The organism is Chryseobacterium sp. HNCC26DJ241, from assembly GCF_057180505.1.
This window is the reverse complement of sequence record NZ_JBXUGL010000004.1, coordinates 116,194-139,910: the sequence shown is the minus strand read 5'-3', so window position 1 is coordinate 139,910 and position 23,717 is coordinate 116,194. Positions and strand designations below refer to the sequence as shown.

29 protein-coding genes are annotated in these 23,717 nt (G+C 29.7%); 3 read left to right on the top strand and 26 right to left on the bottom strand.

Annotation, left to right across the window (positions count from 1 at the left end):
- The 8 genes from AC2A1C_RS04610 to AC2A1C_RS04575 all read right to left on the bottom strand — a co-directional run.
- The coding region (locus AC2A1C_RS04610) for an HAD-IC family P-type ATPase (RefSeq protein WP_484023870.1) at positions 1-1,127 on the bottom strand (1,127 nt) is incomplete at its 3' end.
- A gap of 18 nt (positions 1,128-1,145) precedes the next feature.
- A complete protein-coding gene (gene kdpA, locus AC2A1C_RS04605) occupies positions 1,146-2,843 on the bottom strand; it encodes a potassium-transporting ATPase subunit KdpA (RefSeq protein ID WP_484023869.1) in 1,698 nt (565 codons plus the stop codon).
- Between the two features lie 21 nt (positions 2,844-2,864).
- A complete protein-coding gene (locus AC2A1C_RS04600) occupies positions 2,865-2,942 on the bottom strand; it encodes a potassium-transporting ATPase subunit F (protein WP_484023876.1) in 78 nt (25 codons plus the stop codon).
- Between the two features lie 357 nt (positions 2,943-3,299).
- Positions 3,300-4,646, bottom strand: a complete 1,347-nt coding sequence (locus tag AC2A1C_RS04595; protein WP_484023867.1) for a sigma-54-dependent transcriptional regulator — start codon at positions 4,644-4,646, stop codon at positions 3,300-3,302.
- A 451-nt stretch (positions 4,647-5,097) separates the two neighbouring features.
- A complete protein-coding gene (locus tag AC2A1C_RS04590) occupies positions 5,098-5,274 on the bottom strand; it encodes a histone H1 (RefSeq protein ID WP_484023866.1) in 177 nt (58 codons plus the stop codon).
- A 288-nt stretch (positions 5,275-5,562) separates the two neighbouring features.
- A complete protein-coding gene (locus AC2A1C_RS04585) occupies positions 5,563-6,906 on the bottom strand; it encodes an MATE family efflux transporter (RefSeq protein WP_484023864.1) in 1,344 nt (447 codons plus the stop codon).
- Positions 6,903-7,826 (bottom strand): aminoglycoside 6-adenylyltransferase, encoded by a 924-nt coding sequence (locus AC2A1C_RS04580; protein ID WP_484023862.1) that lies wholly within the window; start codon positions 7,824-7,826, stop codon positions 6,903-6,905. The genes AC2A1C_RS04585 and AC2A1C_RS04580 overlap by 4 nt, the downstream gene beginning before the upstream one ends.
- Positions 7,823-8,656: a hypothetical protein gene (locus tag AC2A1C_RS04575; RefSeq protein WP_484023860.1), complete on the bottom strand. Its 834-nt coding sequence runs from the start codon at positions 8,654-8,656 to the stop codon at positions 7,823-7,825. Before AC2A1C_RS04575 ends, AC2A1C_RS04580 begins: the two co-directional genes overlap by 4 nt.
- A gap of 55 nt (positions 8,657-8,711) precedes the next feature.
- Here AC2A1C_RS04575 and AC2A1C_RS04570 point away from each other — a divergent pair, with 55 nt between their 5' ends.
- Positions 8,712-9,113, top strand: coding sequence for an NUDIX hydrolase (locus AC2A1C_RS04570; RefSeq protein ID WP_484023858.1), 402 nt, complete (start codon positions 8,712-8,714; stop codon positions 9,111-9,113).
- Here the strand turns inward: AC2A1C_RS04570 and AC2A1C_RS04565 are convergent, their stop codons facing one another.
- The 13 genes from AC2A1C_RS04565 to AC2A1C_RS04505 all read right to left on the bottom strand — a co-directional run bounded on the left by AC2A1C_RS04565 (position 9,114) and on the right by AC2A1C_RS04505 (position 20,268).
- Positions 9,114-9,971 (bottom strand): inositol monophosphatase family protein, encoded by an 858-nt coding sequence (locus tag AC2A1C_RS04565; RefSeq protein WP_484023857.1) that lies wholly within the window; start codon positions 9,969-9,971, stop codon positions 9,114-9,116.
- A gap of 15 nt (positions 9,972-9,986) precedes the next feature.
- Positions 9,987-10,586, bottom strand: coding sequence for a thiamine pyrophosphate-dependent enzyme (locus AC2A1C_RS04560; RefSeq protein ID WP_484023855.1), 600 nt, complete (start codon positions 10,584-10,586; stop codon positions 9,987-9,989).
- Entirely contained in the window at positions 10,576-11,088 is a 513-nt protein-coding gene (locus AC2A1C_RS04555) for a thiamine pyrophosphate-binding protein (protein ID WP_484023854.1), read from the bottom strand. Before AC2A1C_RS04555 ends, AC2A1C_RS04560 begins: the two co-directional genes overlap by 11 nt.
- Before the next feature lie 3 nt (positions 11,089-11,091).
- The gene (ribA, locus tag AC2A1C_RS04550; protein ID WP_484023852.1) at positions 11,092-12,168 is read right to left on the bottom strand and encodes a GTP cyclohydrolase II; all 1,077 of its coding nucleotides are present in this window, start codon (positions 12,166-12,168) and stop codon (positions 11,092-11,094) included.
- Between the two features lie 16 nt (positions 12,169-12,184).
- Complete coding sequence (locus AC2A1C_RS04545) at positions 12,185-12,505, bottom strand: cupin domain-containing protein (protein WP_184167294.1); 321 nt, start codon at positions 12,503-12,505, stop codon at positions 12,185-12,187.
- An 11-nt stretch (positions 12,506-12,516) separates the two neighbouring features.
- Entirely contained in the window at positions 12,517-13,581 is a 1,065-nt protein-coding gene (locus AC2A1C_RS04540) for a hypothetical protein (protein ID WP_484023850.1), read from the bottom strand.
- Positions 13,582-13,985: 404 nt separating this feature from the next.
- A complete protein-coding gene (locus AC2A1C_RS04535) occupies positions 13,986-14,567 on the bottom strand; it encodes a Crp/Fnr family transcriptional regulator (protein ID WP_484023848.1) in 582 nt (193 codons plus the stop codon).
- Between the two features lie 450 nt (positions 14,568-15,017).
- Positions 15,018-15,644, bottom strand: a complete 627-nt coding sequence (locus AC2A1C_RS04530) for a hypothetical protein (protein WP_484023847.1) — start codon at positions 15,642-15,644, stop codon at positions 15,018-15,020.
- A gap of 17 nt (positions 15,645-15,661) precedes the next feature.
- Positions 15,662-16,747, bottom strand: coding sequence for an AcrVA2 family anti-CRISPR protein (locus tag AC2A1C_RS04525; protein ID WP_484023845.1), 1,086 nt, complete (start codon positions 16,745-16,747; stop codon positions 15,662-15,664).
- Between the two features lie 85 nt (positions 16,748-16,832).
- Positions 16,833-17,525, bottom strand: coding sequence for a hypothetical protein (locus tag AC2A1C_RS04520; RefSeq protein WP_484023844.1), 693 nt, complete (start codon positions 17,523-17,525; stop codon positions 16,833-16,835).
- Between the two features lie 21 nt (positions 17,526-17,546).
- The gene (locus tag AC2A1C_RS04515; protein WP_484023842.1) at positions 17,547-18,641 is read right to left on the bottom strand and encodes a PIN domain-containing protein; all 1,095 of its coding nucleotides are present in this window, start codon (positions 18,639-18,641) and stop codon (positions 17,547-17,549) included.
- Between the two features lie 14 nt (positions 18,642-18,655).
- Complete coding sequence (locus tag AC2A1C_RS04510) at positions 18,656-19,726, bottom strand: hypothetical protein (protein ID WP_484023841.1); 1,071 nt, start codon at positions 19,724-19,726, stop codon at positions 18,656-18,658.
- Positions 19,727-19,797: 71 nt separating this feature from the next.
- Positions 19,798-20,268 (bottom strand): hypothetical protein, encoded by a 471-nt coding sequence (locus AC2A1C_RS04505; RefSeq protein WP_484023839.1) that lies wholly within the window; start codon positions 20,266-20,268, stop codon positions 19,798-19,800.
- A gap of 105 nt (positions 20,269-20,373) precedes the next feature.
- On the opposite strand from AC2A1C_RS04505, the gene AC2A1C_RS04500 reads away from it, so the two are divergent.
- Both AC2A1C_RS04500 and AC2A1C_RS04495 read left to right on the top strand, forming a co-directional pair.
- Entirely contained in the window at positions 20,374-20,538 is a 165-nt protein-coding gene (locus AC2A1C_RS04500) for an AbrB/MazE/SpoVT family DNA-binding domain-containing protein (RefSeq protein WP_484023837.1), read from the top strand.
- A 323-nt stretch (positions 20,539-20,861) separates the two neighbouring features.
- Complete coding sequence (locus AC2A1C_RS04495) at positions 20,862-21,215, top strand: DUF7222 domain-containing protein (protein WP_484023836.1); 354 nt, start codon at positions 20,862-20,864, stop codon at positions 21,213-21,215.
- A gap of 45 nt (positions 21,216-21,260) precedes the next feature.
- On the opposite strand, the gene AC2A1C_RS04490 is transcribed toward AC2A1C_RS04495, so the two are convergent.
- The 5 genes from AC2A1C_RS04490 to AC2A1C_RS04470 form a co-directional block, all read right to left on the bottom strand.
- Positions 21,261-21,461, bottom strand: coding sequence for a hypothetical protein (locus AC2A1C_RS04490; protein WP_484023834.1), 201 nt, complete (start codon positions 21,459-21,461; stop codon positions 21,261-21,263).
- 213 nt (positions 21,462-21,674) lie between these two features.
- Entirely contained in the window at positions 21,675-22,007 is a 333-nt protein-coding gene (locus tag AC2A1C_RS04485) for a hypothetical protein (protein ID WP_484023874.1), read from the bottom strand.
- Positions 22,008-22,019: 12 nt separating this feature from the next.
- The gene (locus AC2A1C_RS04480) at positions 22,020-22,424 is read right to left on the bottom strand and encodes a replication initiation protein (RefSeq protein ID WP_484023832.1); all 405 of its coding nucleotides are present in this window, start codon (positions 22,422-22,424) and stop codon (positions 22,020-22,022) included.
- A 750-nt stretch (positions 22,425-23,174) separates the two neighbouring features.
- On the bottom strand, positions 23,175-23,312 hold the full coding sequence (locus tag AC2A1C_RS04475) for a hypothetical protein (RefSeq protein ID WP_302716191.1): 138 nt from the start codon (positions 23,310-23,312) through the stop codon (positions 23,175-23,177).
- A 30-nt stretch (positions 23,313-23,342) separates the two neighbouring features.
- Positions 23,343-23,639 (bottom strand): hypothetical protein, encoded by a 297-nt coding sequence (locus tag AC2A1C_RS04470; protein WP_484023830.1) that lies wholly within the window; start codon positions 23,637-23,639, stop codon positions 23,343-23,345.
- Positions 23,640-23,717 lie beyond the last annotated feature (78 nt).

Sequence of the window (23,717 nt, the reverse complement as noted above, 5' to 3'; positions counted from 1 at the left end):
ATAAAACGGGGATTTTGGATTTCATAACTTAGTGGATTTACCTCTGCTAATTCGATAATGGATTTTCCTTCCGGAGTTTCGTCTGACATGGAACTTAATACTACCGCTTTTTGAAAATGTTTTTCATTGGTTCCGTTTATGGGATGAAAATGGGTAGCTTTTCGGTTTCCGATAGTGATGGTTCCTGTTTTATCTAGCAACAATACATCAATATCTCCCGCAGTTTCCACTGCTTTACCACTTTTCGTAATTACATTAGCTCTCAAAGCTCTGTCCATTCCCGCAATACCGATTGCTGATAACAATCCGCCGATTGTGGTAGGAATTAAACAGACAAATAATGAAATGAAGGCTGCTATTGTAATGGGTGTATTGGCATAATCTCCGAAAGGCTTTAAAGTAACCGTAACGATAATGAAAACTAATGTAAACCCTGCCAATAAAATAGTTAAAGCAATTTCATTTGGAGTTTTTTGCCTTGAAGCCCCTTCTACCAAAGCAATCATTTTATCAAGAAAACTTTCTCCTGCTTCAGTAGCTACCCGTACTTTTATCATATCAGAAAGGACTTTTGTCCCACCCGTAACACTGCTTTTGTCACCTCCAGCTTCACGAATTACAGGTGCACTTTCTCCGGTAATGGCACTTTCGTCTATCGTTGCCAAACCTTCAATAATTTCACCATCAGAAGGAATAATATCTCCCGGTTCACAAATAAACAGGTCTCCTTTTTTCAATTGGGAAGACGGAATAATTTCTATTTCATCATACATAATCTCCCCATTCGGATTTATCCATTTTGCGGGTGTTTCTTCTCTTGTTTTCCGTAGAGAATCGGCCTGGGCTTTTCCTCTGGCTTCTGCAATGGCTTCTGCAAAATTGGCAAACAGTAATGTGATAAACAGAACGGCTGTAACAATAATATTATATGTTAAACTTCCTTGGCTTTGTTCACCGACCGCAATCCAAATACAGACTCCTGTCATTACTAAAGTTCCTATCCAAACCATAAACATTACCGGATTTCGGAGCATTTTAGAAGGATTTAGTTTTATAAAAGATTGTTTCAGCGCTTCATTCACTAATTCCGGTTGAAACAAATTATTAGGGTTTTTATTTCTTTTCATTTTTTTGATTATAAAAAGTTATAGTGAAAAATATTCTGCAATAGGACCTAAAGCTAGTGCAGGGAAAAAGGATAACGCTGCAACAATGGCAATCACAGCAAAAACCATCAATCCAAAAGTAGGAGTATCTGTTTTCAGAGTTCCTGCACTTTCCGGGATGTACTTTTTAGCGGCCAGACTTCCTGCAATGGCAACCGGACCAATAATTGGTAGATATCGTGCAATCAGCATCACAATTCCGCAAGCGATATTCCAAAATGGGGTGTTGTCTCCTAATCCTTCAAAGCCACTTCCGTTATTAGCACTTGAAGAGGTAAATTCATACAGCATTTCACTGAATCCATGGTAACCGGGATTATTCAGCCAGCTTGCATACGTTTCTGGATTATGTGCATAAGTATAGCTTGCGATTGCTGTTCCGGCAAGAATCAAAAGCGGATGGAGAAGTGCAATAATCATGGCAATTTTCATTTCTTTCGCTTCAATTTTTTTACCAAGAAATTCCGGTGTTCTTCCTACCATTAATCCGCTGATGAAAACGGCGAGAATAATGAATATATAAAAATTGAGAAATCCAACACCCACTCCGCCATAGAAGGCATTTACCATCATTCCGAGCATGGTGTTCATTCCTGAAAGTGGTGTTAAACTATCATGCATTGCATTTACCGATCCATTACTTGTAACAGTGGTATTAATCGCCCAATATGCAGAAGCCGCCGAACCAAACCTTACTTCTTTTCCTTCCATGCTTCCCATATCTTGAGAAATTTCCATTTTTGCAAAGGCAGGATTTCCGTTCATTTCATTAACTACAGTAGGAATTAACAATAATAAAAAACCTATCATCATTACTCCAAAAACAGTTAAGGCTAATTTTTTTCTTTTTAAAATATATCCCATCGCAAATATCATTGCCATTGGAATCAAAGTAATAGAAATTGTTTCAAGAATATTGGTGAAATAATTGGGGTTTTCTAATGGATGAGCAGAATTGGGTCCGAAGAAACCGCCTCCGTTGGTGCCTAATTGTTTGATGGCAACAAATGCGGCAACTGGACCACGGCTTACCTCTACTTTATCTCCCTGTAGATTAATGATAGAATCTTTTCTTTCAAAAGTCATAGGGACTCCGTTGAAAACTAATAATGAAGCCATAACAACCGTAATAGGAAATAAAATTCTTGTACAGCTTCTTACAAAAAGGAAATAAAAATTTCCTAATTTATCAGTAGTTCTTTCTTTCATTGCAAAGAAAACTACGGCTGCAATTGCTATTCCGCAACCGGCACTGATGAACTGCCAAAGCATCAATGTAAGCTGACCTAAATAAGACATTGCTGTTTCTCCGGAATAATGCTGAAGATTGGTATTGGTGATAAAACTTACTGCTGTATTGAATGCCAAATCTCCGTTCATGGAAGGATTATGATCTGGATTTAGTGGAAGCCAGCTCATGTTGGTTAGCACAAATATTGCGACTAAGAACCACAACAAATTAATGGTAAGCAATGCTATCAAGTGCTGTTTCCAGTTCATTTCCTTTTCAGTATTGATACCGCTTAGTTTGTAAAAAAGTTTATCAATGGGATTAAAAATTATATCCAACCACGTTTTTTCGTTACTGAATATTTTACCGATGTATCTGCCCAATGGTATTGCCAAAGCGATTACTAAGACAAACATCAATAGTATTCCTAAAATTTCTGAATTCATTTTTATTATTAATTTTCAGTATTAAAATTTTTCCGGTTTTACAAGCACATAGCACATATATACAAATACGGCAATGGCAATAATAAATAATGCAATCATATCTTTTCAAAGTATTTTACGGTTAGAAAGAAGAGGGCAAATAGTAAAATGCCCGTAATAATTACTAAAGCTGTCATAATTTATGGATTAAAAATTCTATATATAATTCCTATAACAATAATGCTGCTGTATAATAATGCCAGCAAATGCCACGGCTTACCTTTTTTTCTGATCAGATAGTTCCAATTTTTTCATTTTATATAAAATTTTTTGCAAGAATAATCACAAATCGGATTCCATTATAATGACATTAATTACAAAATGGTGATTTACAACAATTTAATCTCTTTTTAAAAATTCAACAAATCAAAAAACCCTTTCAAAATGAAAGGGTTTGGGCTATTATTTTGGAAGGGTTTATCTAATTTGATATTCTTCCAGTTTTCTATATAAAGTAGTGAGGGCTATGTTTAATAGTCTTGCAGTTTCAGTTTTATTTCCGTTGGTATAATTTAAAACTTTCTGAATATGAATTTTTTCAGCACTTGCCAGTTCAAAGGCAGAGAGTATTTTAGATTTTGTATGTTGTGGAATATTTTGTTGGAATTCGGCAGGTAAACTTTCCATATTTAATTGAGTGTCATCGGTGAGAATCACGCTTCTCTCAATTACATTTCTAAGTTCGCGGATGTTTCCTTTCCATGAATGTTGTTTTAAAGCTTCAAAATATTCCTGCGAAATCGAATTGATTTTTTTTCCAATTTTATGAGAAAATATTTTCAGAAAATGATTCGCTAAGTTTTCAATGTCCACAATTCTTTCTCGCAAAGGAGGTAATGGAATATTGAAAACGTTAATTCGATAGAATAAATCTTCCCTGAAATTTCCGGCTTCTATTTCTTTTTGCAGATCACGATTGGTAGCGGCAATAATGCGGACATTAACCTTTGTGGGTTTGCTATCCCCAACTTTCAAAAATTCTCCCGATTCCAAAACGCGAAGAAGCTTTGCCTGTAAATCTAATGGCATTTCTCCGATTTCATCCAAAAAAACTGTCCCGTTATTAGCTTCCTCAAAAATCCCTTTGGAATCTTTTATGGCTCCAGTAAAAGCTCCTGCTTTATGTCCAAACAATTCATTTTCCAGCAATTCTTTACTTAAAGCAGAGCAATTTACAGCAATGAAATTATGTTTATTTCTTGTACTTGCGTTGTGTATTGCCTGTGCAAATATTTCTTTTCCGGTTCCGGTTTCACCTGTTAAAAGAATGGTTGCATCTGTAACTGCCACTTTTTTACTAGATTCAATGGCACTTTTGAGAATTTTAGATTTGCCGATAATATTTTCAAAAGATTGTTTACTACCAAGTTGTTTTTCGAGTTGATTTATCCTTTTGGAAAGTCCTGCTTTTTCAGCAGCTTTGTAAAGAAGGGGAATGATTTTATTATTATCATCTGCTTTTGTGATATAATCGAAAGCTCCATTCTTAATTGCCAGAACACCATCAGGAATATTACCATATGCCGTAAGCAATATAACTTCTATCAAAGGAAATTTTTCTTTTATGATTTTTGTAAATTCTACTCCAGTTCCGTCAGGAAGTTTTACATCACAAAGCACAACATCTATTTCCGAAGTTTCTAGTCTTTTCAATCCACTTCTTAAATCTGATGCCTGAAATATTTCAAAGCCTTCCAATTCGATTATTCTTGAAAGTAAGGTTCTTATTTTTTCTTCGTCGTCAATGATGAGTATTTTGTTCAATTTGGTAGTTTTGAAGTATAAAGATAAAGATTTAGATATAATTTATGGAGAATTTATAAGTAGTGTTTAAGGGGGTGAAGTAAATATCTACCTTTCATTGTTCTCGAACCATCCATTTTTCATTTGGATTATTCTTTAAAAATCAATAATACAAATGGATTTCAGAATTTTGAATACTAATTTTCTTTACCGAAGTTGAAAATTTACCATTAAAATACCAATTAGTATCAAATCGATTTTTTGCATTTTTTTACTTTTATAAGTATTTGAAAAACAAAGATATACAGGGATTGTCTAAAGCGAAATCCCGCTTAAAAAAGCGGGATGACCTATGATGGGTGGATGGCAGGTCACACCTCGAACCGCTTATCGCTGATTATCAAAGTTTTACATTGATTCACAACCCTTTATGGGTCTCGAACCATTTTATTTTTCTAAACAGTGACTGATTTTAATTTTTGCTTAGTTCAACGCTTACTTTTCTAAACTCTTTAAAAAGTTTGCTTAATTCCAAAGCAGATTTTCTTGCTCTTGTTCCTGCTGCTTTGTTTCCTTTTTCTGATTGCTGTTCTGCTTCTTTAGAAAATAATTCAAATTCCGCATTGATTTTTTCGATTAATTCTTTCATCGTTCTTGATATTAAAAGTTAAAATTGGAGTGCAAATATAGAATATTATCAGAATTTCACCTTTCATTGCAAGATAATTTATCAACTTTTAGCTTGTAAAATTGATATTGTATTAAAAATCTAAAAAATAATATCCCCAAAAATAAATTCTCAATATCGCATTTAGAATATCTAGACTTTTGCTGAAACAAATCCTTCTTAGTCTTTCGTGAATCTCCAACCACTTGTTTTTTAATCTTTGTATCTTAATTAAAAAAAACAGACATCCTTATCTTTATTTTTACAACTCTAACAATTTTCTCGTTTATATATGTTCTGTTCGTACAACGAAATCATTCTAAAAACTCTAATAATTAAGAATATAAACGAAACAAACACTCCAATTGTTAAGCCTAACCAAATACCTTTTAATGATATAATATTTGATAAATACAAAGATAGTGGAACAGAAATAATACAATAAGCTATTGATGTTACAAAAAAAGGAATATAGGTGTCTTTTATTCCTTTCAATGTTCCTAAAACTATTGTTTCTAAACTATCTATTAGTTGAAATATAGACAAAAAAATAAGTGTATTTGCAACGGTTATGATTACTGAATTATCATTTATATAAATTAATGGAATTTGGTGTTTGAAAACAAATATAATTATTGTAAAAATAAATGAACAAGATAATGACAAAATAGAAAGCGTTTTTACTGAGTTTTTAAAAAATAAAATGTTTTTCTGGGCTAAAAATTTACTTGATTGTATCGCTGACACCGTTCCCAAACTAAAAGGTATTGCAAACATAATAGCTGATAAACTCAGCATTATTTGATTAGATGCTTGATAAGTTGTATTTAATTTTCCAGATAAAATAACTGTTGATGTCAGTAACACTATTTTAAAAAAGACTTGAAAACTTGAAAATGAACCTAAACTTATTATTTGTTTTGCAGAACTAAAATTAAATTTATGATTTATTAAATTTTTAAAAAAAATATTTGTTTGTCTATTTTTTAATAAACAAATCAAAAAAAGTAAAAATAAAAAACATCTTGATATCAATGTTCCTATTGCAGAACCTAATATTCCCAATTTAGGCAGTCCAAACTTCCCGAAAATCAGACAATAATTAATTGATACATTTAATATTAAAGAAATTAAAATACAATACATCGCTATTTTTGTTTTACTCAAACCATCTGAAAATTGTTTTAGCATTTGAAACAAAAATGCAGGTATGAATGAGTAAAGTAAAACCGACAAGTAAGGTTTTGAAATTATTACTACTTCCTCAGATTGTCCTAAACTAGAAATATTTAATAATGCCATTTTAAGTAAGAAAAATAAAAAAAAACCCAAAGTTAAGTATACTATAATACCGTGAAAAAAAATATTTTTTGTTTCTCTTATTTTACCTAAACTGTGCATTTCAGAAATCAGAGGAGTAAACATCATGGTAAATCCAATATTTAAAGCAAAAGCTAAAAACATAATATTGTTACCTAATGAAAAAGCTGATAAAGATACCGCTCCTAGTCTACCTATCATTACATTATCAATAAACCCAATTAAAGTAAAAGATATTTGTCCTAAAAATATTGGTATCGCAAGTCTTATGTTTTGCTTTAGAACTGTCATCATTGTTCGATATTTTTTAAATAATCATCAATTCTGCTTAATATTTTATCTTCCAGCACGTTATTTAAAAAAAATCCTTTTTTTAGAGCGACATTTTTACTACACCTTTTGAATATTGAAATGTGATTATTTAGAACTTCTAGGTTATTTTTATAGTCAGTCGAAAAGGTTGTTTTTGAAAGTTGTAAGATAGTATCTTTTTCTGCCCATGAGTTTATTTTTTTTCCATAATAGAATAAGTCATCTTTATTGTCAAAAAAATATTTACTTTCCCAAGCTATCATCTCTACCATCCTATTTTTAAGCACATTATCAAGTAATATTAATCCGTAGTAAATATCACCCCTTACAATTTTTCCTAAAAATCGGTATGCAGTTTGCCAAAATTCATCATAGCATTCTAAAAATTTTTTCTCATCTAATTTTTCTTCAACTATTGGAAAAAATTGATTAATGTCTGAAACCGTTTTCTTTATATTTTTTTTATCATAAACAATAGAGTATCCTCTTTTTAAATATGCATTGAAAGTTGTCAGTTCCTTTTCAATATTCATATAGTCTGGGATAAACTTATTTAATTTCATCTTTTTAAAAAACAAATAAATTTTTATCAAATTAAACTTGCTGTAACTAATTAGAATAACATCTACACTAAAAAGATTTTCATACATAATACGAGTAATCATATTCCCTTCAACTGGATTTTTTATAGTCAATACCGAAATAGGCTTTCCAAGACATTTAAGCCATCCGATATTATCTATGTTTAATGAAATGTTCGGATTCTTTGTAAAAACAAACAAATCCAAATCTGAGAACTCATCATTATGATCTTTATTAGAAGCACCAGAATGAAATGAGCCAAAAGATATAATTCCTTTGATATTACTATCATTTAATTGTTTTGCAATAATATCTATCATACGATGTCGTTTTTAATAGTAGATAGTTCTTCTATTCTTGTATTTGATTTGATTACTAATTTTGATCCAATTGAACTATAATTTCCTATGTAACAATTATTTTTCACTTCAGTTCTTTTACCAACAATACACTTTTTTCCAATAATAGAATTGTCTCCAATAATAGAATTGTCATCTAATACGCTTGCATCGTAAATTCTAACATTTTCCCCAATTATACAGTTAACGCCAATTGTAACACCAAATCCTATTATTGAGTTATTTCCAATTTTAACACCTTGTGCAATTTTACAACACGCTCCAATTTGTACATAATCTCCAATTTTTCCCATTTCTAATACTAGTTTACGATTTTTTACAAAGTGACCACTAATCAATGTTGAGTATCCTATAAATATATCTTTACCAAAAACGAATCTATCTGGATCCAATATTAAAACTCCAGACGCCATAACCAAAGATGAAATGTTTTTTACCCCAAGAAGTCGATAGTATATAATCTTAATGAAATCGATTCTATTTGTAATATTATTTAAAAAACTCGAAGACAATACAACATCAGATATTAAATCTCTCAAGAACCATTTAATAAATGGCTTAGAAAATGGAGGATATGCTCCTACACCAACCTTTGGTGTAACCCTGTATAGTAATCCTGAAAATAAAATAATTATCAAAGGAACAATTAACAATGAAAATATTATTAAAAATAATTTTAATAAAGAAGTCTCAGTAAAAACAAGAAAATAAGCAAGAGGAATTATAGAAATTAAATAGATAATAAATCGGACAAGGAAAATAAAAACAAATCGGATAAAATAAATTTTCATAATTTTTTTGGTTAATAAAATGTTACATTTGTTTTTAATTTAAATATCTAAACAAATGGAAAACATTATTGATAAAGTTGCATTGATTCATATTAATAATTATAAGATTTTAAGCACCATTTCTAAAAGTAAAGACCGATATTTTTTGCCTGGCGGAAAAAGGGAAAATAACGAAACCGATTCCGAGTGTTTGAAAAGAGAAATTTTGGAGGAACTAAATGTAAAATTAATTGATGATTCTATAACTTTTTTTGGTTGTTTTGAAGCTCCAGCATACGGACATTCTGATAATGTAATTGTACGGATGTTATGCTATTTTGCTGATTTCACGGGTGATTTAATGCCTAATAATGAGATAGAAAGTTTTAGTTGGCTAGAATTTAAAGACAAAGAAAAAACATCATTTGTTGATCAATTAATTTTTGATGACTTACATAGCAAAGGGTTAATCAGATAACTAATGTTTTAATTTTTGTATTTCACTGGTATTGTCTTTTTCTGTCCTTTTAATTTCTGGGATAAGAAAATTTTTCTCAAGAATTTCTAATTTTTTATTTTTTATTAATTCAATCATTGAATTGTCATATTTATTCATTGCTATAATATACTCACTAGACATAATCCAATCATTTCCATTTAAATCAACAACAACACCTCCAGCTTCTCTAACAATACAGACTCCAGCACACGAATCCCATGGTGCTAAAGTACCACTCAAAATAACCTCAGTATTACCTTCCGCTAAACAAGCAAAATCAAAACTAGAACAGTGATGAATCTTGGTTGTACTCATTTGTTCAATTAATTCAATAATTGCCTGCTGTTTCTCTTGATACTTATAAGTAGGCACTGAATAGCAACCGTCAGTATAATCTAATTTTGAAACTTGTAGTTTTTTCTCATTATTATATGCTCCAAGCTCGTGTCCAGCATACACTAATTTATTCAATTTTGGAAAATACAGAACCCCTACAATTGGAGTTTGGTTTTTTGACAAACCAATACTTACCCCCCACATTGGATATCCTCTAATATAATTATATGTTCCATCTAAAGGGTCAATATACCAAGTGTACTCTGAATTTTTATCAATCAATCCGCTTTCTTCACCACAAAGATTATGCGAAGGAAATTGAACACTGATCATTTTCATAATCAACTCTTCACTTTTTTTATCCATTTCTGAAACATAAGCACCAATATCATTAAATTCATTTTTTTTTGAAAATACATGATTGGTTTCATGATTAAGTAATAAGTTACCAGCCCTGTATGCAAGACCAATAGTGTAATTCAATATTGATTCCAAATCCATTTTAATCTTTTTTAATTAATTTTTCAAACATGGTTTTATAAAGTTTTCTTTTTTAACCTTTTCAAGATGTCTCGAAAATATATATTTAGATTCTATCCCATCAATTGACTTTGTAGAATCATTTTGAACAACACCTGTGTTATCAACATTTACTACAAAATAAGTTAGCTTTTTAAAACCAAAGTCTTCAAAATTCTTTTTCAAATCATCTAAGGTATTAACTTCAACAATATTAATATCCCACGCTTTACCTAAATATTCCCACTTAAGATCATTCATTGTTGTTTCGATGCCACCTCCAGATTCCAGTATCCTATTATTTATAACTATTATAGATAAATTGTGTATTTTTTCTTTAATAGATGAGATAAGTGACAAAATACTAATACCCATTAAATTACTTCCATCCGTATCAATAGCAATAACAGGCTTATTTTCTAGTCCCAATGCAATCCCACAAGATATTGAAACAATATCCCCCATAGAATCCAAAAATAATGTTTGGTTGGGTAACACATTATAGACTTCTTGGGATGTTCTACCTAAAGAACTAACTATAGAGGTATCTTTATCAATTTTATTACTGAGATAATTAATTACTTCTCTACTTGTCATTGTTGATGTATTTTAAAACATTAGGCTTCAATATTATTGCAACACTTGATTGTCTGGCTTGAAAATCATTCACAGCATCTTTAAATACTTTCTTAAAATCTTTTATATCATCAATAAAAACGTATCTAAATCTTAACAAATCTAACAACGGCTGCATCGTGGTTGAATGAGCTTGTCCCCACCAATTTCTCTCCCCAAAGTCTCCTCTAAAAGATATTAGGTAGATATTATACAATGCATGGGATAAGTGAAATCGTGCAATAGTTTCACAAGCATTTCTAATTCCAGAGTTTTCCATTATTACAACACTTAAATTATTAGTAATATTCAAACCAGTACTAACACCTACGCAATCAGATTCATGTGTAGCTTGCACATAAAAAATAGATTCATTATTTTTAATTTCGTTGATTAAAGGAGAAGTTAATGAATCTGGTAAACATATAGCATATTTAACCTTTTCTTCTACCAAACAGTTATGAATAGTTTTTTCAGGTTTCATCGGCTAGTTATCAATTCCTATATTATGCCCCATAATATTATTTTTAACAGAAAGATAGTCTTTGTTAAATGGAGTAACTGAAGAATTTATTTTCACTCTTTTCACTTCTATACCTTCATTTTCTAGATCTTTTATTTTCAACGGATTATTTGTTATTAGTCTTACTTTGTTAATGCCGAGACTTTTTAATATTTGTGATGGTAATACATAATTCCGATCATCTACAGGAGTTTGTATTATTTTATTTGCATCTATCGTATCGAAACCTTGTTGCTGAAACTTGTAAGCTCTTAATTTATTCCCAAGCCCTATTCCTCTTCCTTCATCTCTCATATATAAGATTATACCTCCTTTACCTTTCTGCGTCTCTTCTCCTATAAATTTAAAAGCCCTGTCTAATTGTATTCCGCAATCGCACTTACTAGATTTAAAAACATCTCCAGTTATACATTCTGAATGTATTCTCACTAAAACATGCTCATCTACATTAATGTTACCAGAGATAATTGCTAAATGTTCTTTCCCCTTATGATCCATATACACGTTAAAAAACATTTTACCATATTCTGTGGGTATTTCAACAGAGTCTTCAATACACATCCACTTTGGCTTTACTGACAGTTTTGCCTCCTCTAGGTTTTTAAATTTATTCCTAATATCCATTAGAATCCTGCCCAAAACATTTTTCCCTAACCCATCACTCCCGATTCCCCAAAAACTATCTGTAGGAGAATTTTCTTTTATTAGTAGTTTGCCAGTTTCCAACAATTTTTCTTTTAAAAAATCATGTTGAGAAAATTTCTCATAAACTGCCCTTTCCATAATTTGGACTCTTATGTTCTCCCAATCATCTACTCGACTTTCTTTAAGATTATTACCTAATAAGTATGCCTCCTCAGCTGTTTTTGCTAATCTAATTTTTTCTTTTGAAGAGTCATTTGTGAATTTTTGTGCTTGATAGAAATGTTCTGAAGTCAACCAAAAAGCCCCATCAATTTTAACTGGTAATGGATAAAAGTTACTAAATTCAAAAAACAATCCATCTTCGTCATAGAATAAAATATCGTTACTATCTTTCATCTTCTATAATTTTTTATCAATCTTCACTAAATGTTGCTTTGAACTCAACAACTATATTCTTGTACTCTTGATTATCATTATTAACTAATCTATGAGGAATGTCCTTTTTTCTAAAATCAACAATTCCAATTTCATCATCTTGATTTTCAATTTCTCCATTAATATATTCTGTAGCAACTTTTCCATTCTTGACAACAACGAACATATAATCCATTTGGTGTTTATGCCATTTGGTTGCTTCGCCAGGAGCTAAAGTTAAATCCCAAACTTTTACGTGTTCAGTCTCAAATAATACTTTTGTTCCAATTTCTCCGATTTTTACATCAATTTGTTCCATAATTTAAAATTTTAATTAGTTGTTAATTTGTTTAATTTTTGTTCACATATTTTTTTTAAACCAATATCTTTAATCTCTTCATTTATTGATTTCACTTTTATAATAAATTCGTTTCTTTCCAAATGTTCATTATTTGATAACATTAATTTATTCCACAGATCGTTATCTTGGAATGTCGCTTCGTTAAATAAATCTGTTCTATTTTGTAGGAAATTGTCAATATCTATAGAACTTGATAATTCATATAACTTCATCCAATAATTTGTTAGATTTTTTAAATATAAACTAGGCTCAAAAGTTCTTGAACCTCCATCATAGATTACACATCTTTCAAAAAAAGAAGAAAGATTATTCATTCTTTCAAATTCAAGTTCAATTGTTCGAGGATAATTCTTTATAAAAAAATCAGTTTCAATCAAATTCAATTCTTTATAAGGAATATTTCCCTTATTAAGATCAAAGATCCCCTCTAAAAATAAAATACTTATTCCTTTAAAATCAGATCCAAACTCTGATTCAAATTTCTTTGATATACTATCAATCACTTCAATAGTGTAATTTGTGCCGACAGTAATTAACAATACACCTACAGGGCGTTTTTTTTCATTCTTATACTGCTGTAAAGCCAGATCTATTACAAAATTAAATGTCGTGCCTGTAGCACTTATGTCTCCAATAACCAATAAAGATTTATCATGAAGATTCCACTTATTATAATTGGTTTCTGAATTAAATATTCTATCATCTTCAACTACTCTTTGACTCGAACAAAAGCTAACTTCACAGTTTGTATTTCTTTGAGATGGCAGAGTATGAATATTAAAATTCAGTCCTCCTCTTAAAATATAAATAATGTCTAAACATATAGATTCATTAATTAGTTTTGTCGCCAAAAAGTCATTATTGTTTTTTAATTCCGATAATGAATTATCAATTCCTTTGGAAAATTTTTCCTGAAAATCTATCCCTCTTATTTCAGGATTAACAATCAATTCTCTAAAATCGGAAGAACCACTAATCAGGATTTCTGTTTTCGTTCTAAAAGTATTTATTCTGTGTATTTTATTTTTTATCATATCGTTATTTAAAGCAAATTAATCTCGATTATATTTTGAAACTTGTGATACAAATCACATTTTAATTAAAAAAATAAATCTTAAACACATTTAATACTACAAAAAACGCACAATAACAACGGAATAGATGAAATACTCACAATTTGAAATTGTCTTATTTAAAAAAATTCTCATTTATCTATATTCAATAGTTATAAACAAATTTTCATAAACCTCATAAAGACAATGGTCACTTGCTCTAATAATTTGAGCAAGTGACCATTGTTATATATTTTAATATTGTAGCTATAGTTGAATTTCAATAAAATGTCATATTACAAAAATTAATGATATTGAAAATCAATAAATTAATAAAGTTTAAATATGTCTAATTATTTTGGTTCAACTATAGCTGATAAGAAAATTTAAATAGATAATATTATTTTCTTATTCCGAGTATAAGTTTCCCGTGTAATTCCTAAAAAAGAAGCTAAGATATTATCACTTACTTGATTTATTAAATTGGGAAAATCTTTCTTTAAATGCATTAATTTTTCATTTACATCCACCGTATTTAAACTTTCAAAACGCCTAATATGCAAACTATTATATTCTTCTAATATATCAGCATAAATACTTTTAATGTTTAAAGAAGATTTTAAAAGGATATCAAAATCGTCTTTATTAATACACAAAATCTCCCCATTCTCAATACATTCAATAATTTCGTTATTTTCTGAATGATTTTTAAAACTTCCTATGTTTGTCAAAAATCGCTTTTCCCAAGCAATCATTCTAGTAATTTCTTTACCTTTTTGATTAATATAGTATGCCCTTAAAAGTCCTTTGTTTATGAAAAATAGCTTATTACAAGGAGAGTGATTGAAAACAAGAACTTGATTTCTTTTTGTTTCAACAGGCGTAAAATATTTTTTTATATTCTTTTCCTCATTCTCTGATATTTTCCCATATTTTTTTATTTGGTTAATTAGTTTTTCATGCTTCATTGTGTGTTATTAATAATTTGTGATTTTTTATACAATATAGTTATTAAAAATAAATTTTACTATAATAATTTCCATCAACTACTAAAAAATAATAAAGGTGTGTAATTAACATCACCCTTATCTCAGGCTACTCGAATAACCTACTCAAGAAATGAAGTAACACACACCCAAAGGGTGCATACCACAATCATATTTCTTGAGTTTATGCTACAAGCACAAAATATTTCGAGTATTTTGAGATAAGAAAATGAATTGCAAATGCAATATTTATATGTTAATGTATGATCCTGTTTATTCTTATATGTTTATTTTTTATTGTTCTAACAAATATAGAAAGAAAAAATAAGTTTAGGAAAACTCATTTTTAATATTCTATTTTAAACCTAAAGTGTTTTACTGTTTAATAAAAACACAATAATATTTTTAAATTACATTTTATTTTACTATTAATTATAATTTTAGCCTAATTTCTCCATCCATTTTTTTTGTAGGATCGTTAAATAGTGTGCAAGTAAAACCCAACGATTCGTAAAACGAAATTAACCAAATAAAATCAGAGGAATCTGTTGGCGATAAGTCGCCATAGATTTCTTGCAACTTATAATTCTTAGCTTTTTCAATAAGAAATTTCATCAAAAATCTACCATAGCCCTTATCTTTAGTGTTGGAAATAAAATCCTCTATTTTTAGATTATTTCTATGTAAACTTAGATTAATTCTTGAATCATTTGTGGGGTGGTCTCCATATTCTCCGAGTAAATAGATACTGTCGAAAATATCTTTTGAATTATAGTAAACAATAAGAATTTCATCATTACGACTGAATATCTCCCTTGTGTAAAAATTATCCCGTTCGAGAAGGTCTATGATTTTATTTTTATTTTTTTTATAATTTTCATTTTGCTGGGTGACGGCATCCAATTGGGCTCTAATCTGCCTATTAGTCTTATAAGATGAATCTAGCATTTTCTTTTTTAATTCAAATTCCTCTTTATTGATTCTGTATGCTATCCGTTTGATCACAAAAAGAAATAAATGCACTGGAAGAAGGAAAATATCTTTTATTATTTGTAGCATTAAGTATAAAAAGTATTTTATTTGAAGTCATAAATATGTCCTTTTTGAGGCTCTCCTTTTTCTTTATTAACAATTGTAGGCATTATCCAAATTAGTTTTATATCACTGAAATTTTCTCCAAATTTTTGATTTCGCCAATGTCCTCTTCTCCAATGAGGAGCAACTTCTCCCCCAGAACTGTTAATGGGCTTGGTTGTTTTTAATTTATATCCAACATATTTAATTTTAGTAAATCCATTCTGTGAAATTTCAGAATGTGCAACTTCTTTTTTTCGTTTTGTATTAGCATTTTCTAATTTGGATTTTAAATGAATAGGTAAGTCAATTGGATATCTTTCATCAACATCAAACTCTTTTGTTGTTAAATATAGAAGGCAATTAATGATAAAATTAATGGTTCTATCTACAAATTGTTTGTGAATACTATATAAGCCATCTTTAGTAATTTCATCTCTGTCATCGAAAATTGGACTGCCTACAAACCCGCTCTTATCAAAATTTATCGCATCTTGAACAGTTCTTAGATTATCTTTTCTATCAAGAAAAAGCAAAATAGAATGGAATCCACGTTCAGTATCCCAACATAAGTCCTTGTTAACGTTCCAATATTTTTCGATGTATTCTTTACTGACAAAATCAATATTTATTGCCCTTTCATAATCATCTCCATCGTGATAATCATCTCGGATAAATGCTCCTTCAATTATTTCAGAACTATTTTCTTCAAAAGGAATTTTTGCAGATGATAAATCAATATAAAAATTTGAATAGGGCAATTTAATAAGGGAGATATCAATATCAAGAACATCTGTTTGTTTTAATAGTTCGGTTATATTTTGAGAAAAATGAAAAATGTTTCGTCCTTTGTCTTTCCATTCTTTCCAAATATAAAATTCCTGCAATAGATAGGCTCGTTTTACACCTTCTTTCTCGGAGACATCTCCAAGATCCAATTTTGTTCCCCAATTACCCTCATCTTGATAATAAGGCACTTCTTTTCCACTGCAAAACTCTTTAAACCTTTTAATATCTTTAAGATGCTTTTCAAATTTATTTCCGATTGCAAGCTGATTGGGATAATATTCAGTGTATTTTTTTGACATGATTTAATGTTACAATGTATTGGCGAAATGTGGAATAGAATGAAATAAATCAATTTCCATTTTTTAAATTTTCATTTCATACTCCCTATTCTATACCATAGTTTTTTTCTAATATTTTAAAAATTTCATCTATAAGGGTGTACCAATTATCAGTATAGTGTTTTAGATCTTTGATATTGAATTTGAAATTATCGGCCGTTCGATAAGAGATTGATATTTCATCATTCTCCAAATTCATTGGAAATTCGACAATTAAATTTTCGTAGTGCATTATCTGATTTCTTGGAAGTACTGCCAATTTTATCCATTGATGATAATTTTCAAAAATAAAATTTAGTAATTTATCTTCAGATTGATGCTTTGCGACATAACTCATAAAGCCTTTAGCTTTTCCATCCTCATTAATATGTCCAAATGTTGAACTGGAAGCAAATCCTTTGTAAAATATTGAAAGTATTTTTACAATTCTATCCAAAGACATTTTAATGTTTATTAATAAATTATTCACTTCAAGTTTTAAATCTAAGACAGAATTGAACATACTATTTTGGTCAATCGCTCCCTTTGACATCATATCTGCCATTTTGGTCTCAAAATATTCTTCTTCAGTTTTAATGAGTTTTTCTAAAAAGAATTGTGGAGCAATATAATTATACCTAAATTCAACTAAAATCAAACTTAATTTTAAAAATTCATCAGAACCATAAACCTTTCGGTTTATTGATTCATTTATTTGATTGAATTTTTCAATTCTTTGATTTAGTATTGTTTGTTTCATATTCTTTCTTCATTGAGATATTTATTCGTAATCATCATTTATTTTAAGCAATTCAATAGTTTCAATATTTAATTCATTATCAATCAATAATGAAACTTCAAAGGCTATATTTACTGTATCAGAAACAGCAATAACATGATCATTCCAATCTAAATCAATAATACTGAAAGTTGTTTCATTGGTACTCCAATAATCACTTTTATCAACATAATATTCTATATCAACATCTATATTCATGGTCAGGTCAACCAAATATTCTTGAGAATTAATCTTTTTAACCTCTAATTTTGATAATTCAAATTCTTCATTTACATAGCTTACAGTGGGATCATCATTTGACAATGGAGCAAATGAATAATAATTATCAATATAGCTTCCTTCAAATTTTTCTTTTAGGAATTCAAGAACAGCAGGAGTAATCGTAAAATCCCAAAACTCATTTTTGACCAACTTATTTTTAAATGCTTCTGAATGAATGAAATAGTAATTCAAGAACTTATCTTTAAACTCAGATAAAGTTTCAATAATTTCAACCGATTCAGAATTTAAAGATTGATTTTCTAAATCTTCAATTAGATCACTATGGATATTATTATTTTCTATGAAGTCTTTATGATTTTTTGTTATAAATATTAATTCTGGAGTTGCGGGGATTTCAATATCTTCATTGGAAATAAGGCTTTTAATATTTTCCCAAATAAGATTGTCCCGATAACCTTTTTCATTTTCGTTAAAAGGTTTTTTCTTTAGCATCGCTTTTTTTGCCAAATACTCGTGAGATGTGTTTGGGTATTCTAAAATCTTAATGTTATTTTCAGTTATTGTTTTGTTCAGATAAACTTTATAATCCTCGAATATTTTATCTTCCGTTTCTTTTGTAATAAGAATGGAAGTTATTTGCTTAGATAATTTTTCAAATGACCTGACTTCTTTTGAAATGTTAGAAGAATGTGCTCTTATTCTTTCGTTAAATTTATTACAGACTTCATCAAGAACAACCTTCGGAATATATAAATCAATTTGACCACTTTTTGAGTTTTCAAGTAACATTTTGGATGGAATTGATTCCAACCAAAAATCTGAAATGATAATATTTGAGTCAATTACAACTTTCATTTCATAAAATAACTTTAAGAATTTGTAGAAGCTATTTGATGTTTTTCTTTTTTTCCTAATTTTGTAAGAGATAAATAATTAATTATAAGTCTTTTATTAACCATCATTATTTGTAATTTTTTAATTGTCTCATCGTCAGCTTTTTCTTCCTCCATATCATGCCATAAATTTTCAGTTGCAAATGAAAATCCTGTATGAACAATTTTTGATCGAAATGTATATAATTTTTTGTATTCCTTTTTCAGGTCATCACTTTCTCCTACAAAGTATAAAAGAAAATCAGTATATCTTTTTGCAATTGAATATCTTGATTGCCCACATTCTTTACAGTTTTCTGGTTTAAAGTCTTTATAGTAGAAATTCATTAGAGTTTCAATCGAAGTAAAAGCAGACAGAACTCCAATAGTGGTTTCCGATTCAAGGTTTTTCATACAAATATTCGAATATTTTATACTTGTATCTATAATCTTTTTTTCCTCTGCATTTAAATCAAAATACCCATCTAAACCATAATTAATGATATGGGGAAATTTGATTGTGTCCAATACATTATAGTCATAATTGGGATCATTAGAAAAGTACTCATTATAATCAACTGGTGGAACTTCATTAAATTCTTTAATAATCTCATTACTGAAATCATCAATAATACATTGATTTTTAAAATCTTTCAGAAAAAATAATTTATAAAGAAAGTCTGAATGCTCGATGCTTCTTATATCATCTTCTGTTTTGTCAGAAGTAGCAGGAATTATCCAAAAGCCATCATTGTTTTTATATCGAAAGAACAAATTTGTACTAAACAGATTAATCAAATCAATTATACGGTCTAGTTTAGTCATTGCAGTAGCTAAAAGTTCATATTCCTCTTTGTTAAAAATATCTCCAACAAAAGAAAAATCTTTTTTAGGTGATACCCATTCAGAATCTTCTATTTTAAATTCAATAACTATCGGATGATGCTTATATTTTTTTACACGATCCAGATATTCGCTTTTTAACGGATAAATTTGGAATTCATCTTTATATCTAAAATATCCCTCAAATTTAGTTTTTGAAAAGATTATTGATTTGTAGTACTTCATATAACCAAATTATGAAAAATGTTTAAACAAAAAAAACATTTGTAGTTGAATAAAATCCATTGTCTTAAAATTTATTTGATTTTCAACCAAGTTTTAATTTTTTCAATAAGCTCTTCTTTTGTATGGGCTACAGCTGTTTTAAAAATCTTTTTTTGGATATTATTATATTTTTTCTCAATAATACCATCTTTAATAAAAGTTAAAAGTTCCGCATTATTCATAAAAAAATAATTTTCACTATTCTCAGAACCGATTATCCATCTTAAATTATTTTCAAAATATAATGGTCGCTTGGATAATATTTCAGGTTGAAAACCCTTGCCTTTTCCTTGACCTACGCCAAGTCTGCCATGATTACTTTTATGATATTTAATTTCAATAAAATATAGACTTGGAAAATCGTTATCCTCATTACAAATTATCATATCGACAGCTTTCTTGTTTTCTAAAATGTGAAAATTCGGATTATCTATTAAGATTTGCTCAGCAATTATTTTTCTGATATGGGTTTCAAATTCTAATTCACTATTTATTCCTTGCACTATGATTAAATATTATCATTCAAAATTATAAATATTAAAAAAAAATTAATTACACTTGCAATAAAATTTCGCTCTTGCAATCTGTTTTTGATTTGATTAGTATAAATGGTTGTTTTATCTGTTTTTACTAATTCTATGAAATCGTATACTCTAAAATCATTCAACAGCGGTCAGGTCACTTTGCCGAAAAAATGGAGAGACCAGTTTAATACCGATCTGTTTATAGCAGAAGAAACCAAAGAAGGACTGTTAATAAAACCGATTCTTTGAAACTCCCCTGCTCAAACTTCCGACAAGGTGATCGCTGATTTTATCGAGAATTTTAAAATCCAAGCCAAAAAACAAGGTTTTTCAGAAAAAGAAATTGAAGAAATGGTTTCAAAATTGTAAAATTTGGGCAAAAAACAGTTGATAGAAGTTCATCTTTTTAGAAAATGTAAAGCCGATTTTTTAGACATCGTAGAGAAAACGAAGTTTCAGACTTTATTTTTCTTTTTTCAAAAAAATGAAAATTCTCTTGATTTTATCAATTCAATCAATACAACTAATTTAGTCAATTTGACTAATTCTTTTATCTCTTTTCCCACATCCCAATGTTAGAAAACGAACTTATCAGCCATCTTCAAATGATTGCCAGTCAAAAAGAAGAAAGCATCAAAAAAGAAGTGGCTAAAGAATGTTTAAAATCCCACGAAGTAAGGTATTTCTTTCAAAAACTCTGTTATGAAGGTTGCCAAAGCGGAATGATTGACCATCTCAAAACTCCTTCACAAGCCCATCTTTTCTTTGACAGGTATCAGAAGGAAATTAATGCCCTTACTGTGGAACCTAAAGAAAACATTTCAACTCCTTTAATTATTACGGGAGATATTAAAACTTCGCTTGCTTATTTCGCTTTTGATGAAGTTGGGTACAGGTTGAGCCAGGAACTCGGATTAGAGCTTTAGGCTCTTTTTTTTAAACTTCATTTTAAATCTTTAATTTTCTGTTTTTCATCTTTCTCCAAACTCTTTTTCCAATTTAATATCAATGGCAATGTTTAAATATTTGTTGACGATTCCATTTTCGTAATCTTTTTCCACCAGTTTGTACAGAAAGGTATTATTCTGCTGAAGCTCCTCTACTACGGACTGGGTAAATTCGGGAGTCAGGAACTCCTCTCTTAAGATTTTAAGTTTTTGTTCTCTTTCCAAACGCGATTGTTCCGTCTGCTGCTGCTCCGATTGTTGCTGTACTTTGGTTAGTTCTTTTTTTACTTTTTTAGTGGCTTGCTCGTTAATTTCTTCTTTGTAGTAGCCTTCTTTTAAGGCTTTGAGGAAAAACCCGCTTTTCTGTTTGACGGCAACAGTTTTAAAATATTCTTTACAGTATTTAAGGGTTTGTATAATAAACTCTTCTTCATAATTTCAGATAATCTGTGATTCTATCGTTGCTTTCGATACGCCGAAAGCCTTGATTTCATCATACCAAGAAACAGTTTCAGAGGGATTGTCGTTTTTTGGCGGATATTCTTCCTCCTCATGAGTTTCAATAACTACCTTTTTATTTTTGTAGATGGCAAAAGCAATTTTTTCGACACGTCTTGAAGTTTCGGAGATTTCTTCAAAGCTAAAACGGATGTCGGTGTATTTTTCCAGATCCTGCTGAGATTTGAGCAGTATCTTTTTTTTGAAGTTTGCATATTTACCATACTTATCTTCTACACACAGGATTTGCTTTAACTCCTCTACTCCAAAAATTCTTTTTCAGATTCATTCATAGGATTTTAAAAGCTCGTACATTTTTATGGAATTTGAAGAAGTTAATTTGAGAATATTTTTAATGTCATAGAGTAAAAATCTATTTTTTAACTGCAAAAGAAATGGTTTCAGCACAGGATTAAAATGAACTTCAAGCATTCCGCTTCCATTCTTTGCATATTTGAATGAACCGAACAAAGTGGTTTTTAGTTCCTTATCAATATCATTTTCTTTTACTGGAATGGTAATTATTTTTTTGAGCATGGAGGTGGATAGCTTATCCATTTCGGCATAAATGGTTTTTGACTTGATATCATATAGGCTAATCAGATTCTTAATCGGGATTTCATACTGTTTAAAATCCTCGTCTTTATCATCAATCAAGCTGACAACCATTGTGAAGAATCTAATTTCCATCAATGAAAATCAAAATCTTGCCGTAACCAGCTCATGGGATTTCTTGACCATCAATTGTGTATTCATTATGGATGATTTTAAATGATAAATTGCCTGTAGCGTATGTTAAAAGCTACATTGAAAGGCTACGGTAGTATTTCAGGGTTATATTGTAATATAATTTTTAGATTTTACCCCGAATTGGTAGCCTTTAGTAGAACCCCCAAATTGGTAGCCCTTACACCCTGTTTTTGTAGCTGTTGAGTACCAAAACAGTACTCTTTCGCCCCAAATTAGTAGCCTTTGACCCCAAATTGGTAGCCTCTCGCCCCATATTAGATACCTTATGCTTTGTAAATCGTTTGTGGTAGTCATTTCTTGTACACTATAAACAATATAAATATCTAAATTATATAACAACTTAAAACAACTCATTTTCTAATTGATGTTGTGCTTTTTTGAAGTTTGTCTCTAAGAAGAAGAAATAATACTGTAGGAAACACCTTTTATCATTTGCTAATCATCAATTATCGTTAATCATTCATCATTGATAATGATGGAACGGCTACTTTTTCGGGGTATGGGTTTTGTAGTTATGGCTACCTTTTCGGGGCGATGATTTCATTTTTAATTTTGAAAATCTCATACTCCTCTGCTTTAAAATTTCAGGTTTCCTGTGGCGACAAGAACAACAAACAGGAGCAATACAACAGATACAGCAATAGAAATAATATAGTAAGTGGTGGCTTTTTTGGAGATTCCAAGCATTTCTCAGTACATAGTAGTGATTTGATTTTTAGCTTCCTGTTGGTTCATCAGCAGTTGCGAATTGTTTTCTTTATAAAATTCAATGATTTGGTTGTTGGACTTGATCTCCTCTTCCTGTTCCTTGATTTTGAGTTGAAGCATAAATTTTTCCTGTACAAATTCTTGGGCTTCTCACTCCTCTGCTCCTCTGCTTTCCGTTTTCGGATATTCTTTTTCAGGGGCGGATTCTGTTTTCAATGTTTTCCCCATTGCTTCTGCCATTTTCTCCAAATCGGATTGGACAAGGTAACTACTCTTTCCTTTGGAGTCTACTTTATTGATGAATTTGATATTCATTTTGTTTGCCCGATTGTACAAGGTGGTGGAACTTACACCCAATAATCTTTCTGCCTCTGATTTTGAAATTTCCATAGAATTATTTTTATAGGATAAATACTCGCTTTTCTCACGATAACTTTTGGTTATCATACAGAATACAATCAATTGAATGCTTGTTTTTAGTTACTTTGCTCTACGTTTGACAATAGATGATTAAATCTTTGTCAT